This window comes from Candidatus Cloacimonadota bacterium (assembly GCA_016932035.1).
Taxonomy (GTDB): Bacteria; Cloacimonadota; Cloacimonadia; order JGIOTU-2; family JGIOTU-2; genus Celaenobacter.
Genome location: JAFGDR010000033.1, coordinates 1 through 4,736, shown reverse-complemented (window position 1 = coordinate 4,736; position 4,736 = coordinate 1). Strand labels below are relative to the sequence as shown.

Here is a 4,736-nt window from a genome sequence, read left to right as displayed (position 1 = left end):
CCAAAAACCATGAATCGCTCTTTCTACTTTTTCTTTCATAACCAAGCCTATCTTTTAGCTTGGTCCGGAAATTAGTCAATTACCTAATTTTATATTCTCTAATATAAGTTGAATTAAAATAATTAAGAATGAACTCATTTTTCCCTGTCAACAAATTTTCACCAGTTCGGTTGGTAAAATATCTTTAGAGTTTAATTCATTTAACATTGACTAATTTATCATCATCTTGTTTTCCAATCCAAAATCACTAAAATAAAAGAAAAGGAACTAATGAAAGAAGATATCAAACTGACGCATTTTGTCAAAGCTGCCGGCTGAGCTGCAAAAGTAAGTCCGGCGGACTTGAGTATCATCATGAAGGGATTGGAGTATACCAAAACACCAGAAACAATCGTTGGTTTCAATACCAGTGACGATGCAGGTGCATATCGTATTTCGGATGATATTGCACTCGTGCAGACTGTGGACTTTATCACTCCGGTGGTAAACGATCCATATCTTTTCGGGCAGATCGCTGCTGCAAACAGTCTGAGTGATGTGTTTGCAATGGGTGCGCAGGTTCGTACTGCGTTGAATGTGGTTGCGTATGATTCCTGTAATATAACCAAAGAGATGCTGAATGATATTCTGCGGGGTGGGCTGAACAAGGTCGTGGAAGCCGATGGTGTTGTGCTTGGAGGTCATACAATAGAAGATCTGGAAATGAAATACGGTTTGTGCGTAACAGGTACGATTCATCCTGATAAGATCATACGGAATAATACAACTCAAGCTGGAGATAAACTCATCCTGACCAAACCGCTTGGCATGGGAGTTATTACAACCGCATTGAAAGCTGATATGGCATCGAATAGAGCAGTAGAACAAGCAGTCTTTCATATGAAATATCTGAATAAAACTGCATCTGAGATCGCAGTTAAGGTTGGAGTAAGCGCAATGACAGATGTGACAGGTTTCGGGCTTCTTGGGCATCTGTACGAAATGACACATGACAAGGTTTCAGTTCGACTTTCAGCAGATGCAATTCCAATAATCGAGGAAGCTTTTGAATATGCAGAGATGGGGCTTTTCCCGGGTGGTTCTTTCAGAAATAGAAAGTACTTCGAAAAGCATGTGAAGATTGAGAATACATCACTGACACATGAACACATTAAGCTTTTATATGATGCCCAGACATCAGGTGGTTTGTTGATTTCAGTTCCTTCAGAAAAAGCCGATTTGCTCCTCACCCAATTAAAGGATGCCGGATTAGATTGGTGCAGGATTATTGGTGAAGTGTATAGTAGTAAAGAGAGAAATATTATACTGTCATAATATATTCGGAGGATGGATAAGGTATGGAGAAGAATGACAAATTTCTAACCTGTCACGGCGCATCCCGATGTATCGGGAGAAGATGGATTTCTATTGTCGAATTCAGTATTAACTGAAAAAATAGAATAATTATAGATAATCATTAACAAGTACCGATTAAAAATATCCGATGTGGAACTTGACAGCTTTATATTACAATCTTAACTCAATATGAGACTTTCAAAGGAGTTGCAATGAAAAAAATATATGTCCTTTCTTTTCTATGTATCCTTGTACTCATAAGCTGCTGTAAACTCACCGATCCTGATGCTAATAAAAAGGGATGGACTTTCATGTGGTATCTGGACGGGGATGAAGTCAGCATGCAGCAGGATTTTATCAATGCATTTCACAATATCATAGCTGCTGGAGTGGGAAGTACTGACGAAGTGAACATCATTATTCAGTTCGACCGCTATCCTCATATGGATGATTTCGGTGGTTGGGAGATTGCAGAACGTTTTTATTACCTGCCCGGTATGGAACCGACACCAGAGAATTCTATCCAGGATTGGGGAGACGGAGAGGGCGGTAGAGAAGTCAACATGGCTGACCCTGAAACCTTGAAAAGTTTTCTTGATTGGGCTTATACAAACTATCCGGCAGAGCACTATGCGCTTATGCTCGCTGATCACGGTTTCGGTTGGCAGGGACTAATCATGGACATGACGAGTGAAGCTGATTTCATGACAATACGCGGGATGGAAGATGCCCTGATTAGTTCGGGAATCCATTTCGATCTGCTGGCACTCAACGCCTGCACCATGCAGATGATAGAGGTCATGTATGAACTCAGACATGTGCCGATAGATATTATTGTGGGTTCAGAAAATTTAGGCACCACATGGGCATTTACACAGATATTACAGACCATTACAAACGATCCAACAATCACTGCAGCTGATCTTGGGAAAGAGATTTGCGATTTTTATTATGATATCCATCCAGGAGATACGACAATCACACTTTCGTCAGTTCAATTTGATAAAGTCCGGGCACTTGCAGATGCAGTAACAGATTTTTCAGAAACCATTTTGGACAGCGTTTCTTTTACCGTTATTCAAACAAAAGCTCAGGTCATTGTAGATGCTATCGAAGAAGCAGTACTCTATAAAGTGAATGGTACTCACTATGCGAACGCAGGAGGAATCTCGATCTATTGGCCACCTGCGTCCTTTGATAAATATCCACCTGAAATGTTCTATTACAGCTATATTGATGAGATAATCGATTTTCCAATGGACACATCCTGGCGTGACTTTTTGTATATGTATTATAATGTTATGCAGTACCCGGGAATAATCCCTCCGGAGATCTTTCAGGTTCGAGATAAACTTGCCTATTTTGACAGCACGAATGTAGATCTTTATGATTTCTGCAAAGGAATAGTCGATTACCAGGAACCATGAGTCAAGTAAATGGCTAGTTTAAAGCAATTTCAAGATAGGTTTTATGTAATGCAAATTATTGGGAGAAAAACCATGAAAACACAATTACTTAGTTTTATATTCATTTTAATCTTTATGAGCATGCTATCAGCCCAGCCCTGGCAGCAGGATGATGGGATGTTCAACTCCAGTGGTGTGCCGAGTGTTTCGTTCTCACAACCCCGTTTTGCAGATCTTGATAGCGATGGTGACAAGGATATGATCCTTGGAAGTATCGATGATGGCCTGATCTATATAGAAAATATGTATCCTGCGTTTGCGCCGGGTTTTGAAATCTTCACGGGAATATCATCCCTCGATGCTGAAATGGGAGTGTGTGTTGATCTTGATAATGATGGAGACCTTGATCTCATTACAGGAGGTTACACCGGTTTAAATTACTTTGAGAATATCGGAACGTGGCTCATGCCGATTTTCCAAAAGGTGAATAACTTTTTTACTGGTTTAAGTGTTGGACAAAATCCTATTCCATATCTCGCAGATGTCGATGATGATAGTGATTATGATATGGTTGTTGGATTCAGTGAAAATGGAGGAGTAAAAATATACTATAATTCGGGAACAGCATTTGCAGCAGAATTTTCCGAATTAAATACGCTTACAATTGGTGATGTGGGATTGTATGCATATCCTGTTTTCTGTGACCTTGATAATGACGGAGACCAGGATATTGTTGTCGGAAGAGATACACATGGATTTGTATATTACAAGAATATTGGTACACCCCAAAACGGAAACTGGATTGTTGATGAGACTGTTTTTAGCGGGATGGGAAATGATTCCTATTGGAACTCTCCGGATCTTGTAGATATTAATGAAGATGGTACCTTTGATCTTGTTTACGGTACTGCTGAAGGTCCGCTGCAATATTATGAAAATATTGGTACGCCTACAACTCCATCATGGCAGGTAAACACAACGATCTTTGGTGGAGTGCTCGATGTTGGTGGTGCAAGCAGTCCATTCTTTTATGATTTTGATAACGACGGCGACTTCGATCTTGTGAGCGGCAGTCAGCTCGGAGATATTAAATATTATGAAAATGTAAGCACACCATATGCGATCGTGTGGGAGGAGGACAATGGCTATTTTGCCAGCATCGATCACTCGATATATTCGTCAATAACACTTGGAGATATCGATAATAATGGGTACGCTGATGCTATTGTCGGGGATTTGAGTGGAAATTTCTACTTTCATCGAAATACAGGTTTTGGTTTTGTGTTCGAAAGTGGTGTATTATCATCAGTTTCTTTAGGCGGATGGTCAGTTCCACGTCTGGTGGATATGGATGATGATAATGATCTGGATATCGTTGCAGGGAACGAAAACGGAAATCTCTTTTACTTTCAGAACCAGGGAACACCCACTGTTCCTGATTGGGTGGAAATAGCTGGATATTTTGGATCGATCGATGTTGGTTCGGACTGTTCTCCCACAATCGGGGATCTGACCTTGAATGGGAATCTGGATGTCGTAACGGGTGATATAAGTGGTGAATTGCAGTTCTTTGAAAACATTGAAGGTAACTGGACAGAGAATCCGTATCCTGTTTCTGGGATTTCAGGTGGACAAAATACAGCACCTGCACTCGTCGATCTGGATGGGGATGGTGATCTTGATCTGACGCTTGGAAATTATGGTGGTACGTTCAATTATTTTGAAAATCAACATATTATTGTAGGAACCGATCAAGAAGAACCTCAAAAAGAAAAAATACTGCTTCGAAATTTCCCAAATCCTTTTAAAGAGATGACAACCATAAGTTATTTCACCACAGAGAACACCAGTCTTCGTTCCACTTCGCCCGGGCAAGCACAGAACACCGAGATTAGAATTTATAATATCAAAGGTCAGCTTATTCAGCAGCTTCGCCCCTTCTCATCTTCTCCCCATCACTCAATCAAAGTAACTTGGGATGGGAGAGATGATATG

Annotated in this window: 3 protein-coding genes; all 3 read left to right on the top strand. The window is 40.4% G+C overall.

Features of this window, described 5'->3' with window-relative positions:
- The first annotated feature begins 270 nt into the window (after positions 1 to 270).
- On the top strand, positions 271 to 1,314 hold the full coding sequence (gene selD / locus JW794_05875) for a selenide, water dikinase SelD (protein ID MBN2017638.1): 1,044 nt from the start codon (positions 271 to 273) through the stop codon (positions 1,312 to 1,314).
- 233 nt (positions 1,315 to 1,547) lie between these two features.
- Positions 1,548 to 2,762 carry a hypothetical protein gene (locus JW794_05870; GenBank protein MBN2017637.1) on the top strand — a complete coding sequence of 405 codons (1,215 nt, stop codon included), beginning with the start codon at positions 1,548 to 1,550 and terminating at the stop codon, positions 2,760 to 2,762.
- Positions 2,763 to 2,834: 72 nt separating this feature from the next.
- On the top strand, positions 2,835 to 4,736 hold a 1,902-nt coding region (locus JW794_05865; protein MBN2017636.1), incomplete at its 3' end, for a VCBS repeat-containing protein.

Bases quoted from the DNA above. Each gene is read 5' to 3' on its own strand.
- JW794_05870 (MBN2017637.1), top strand. From the start codon at position 1,548: ATGAAAAAAATATATGTCCTTTCTTTTCTATGTATCCTTGTACTCATA.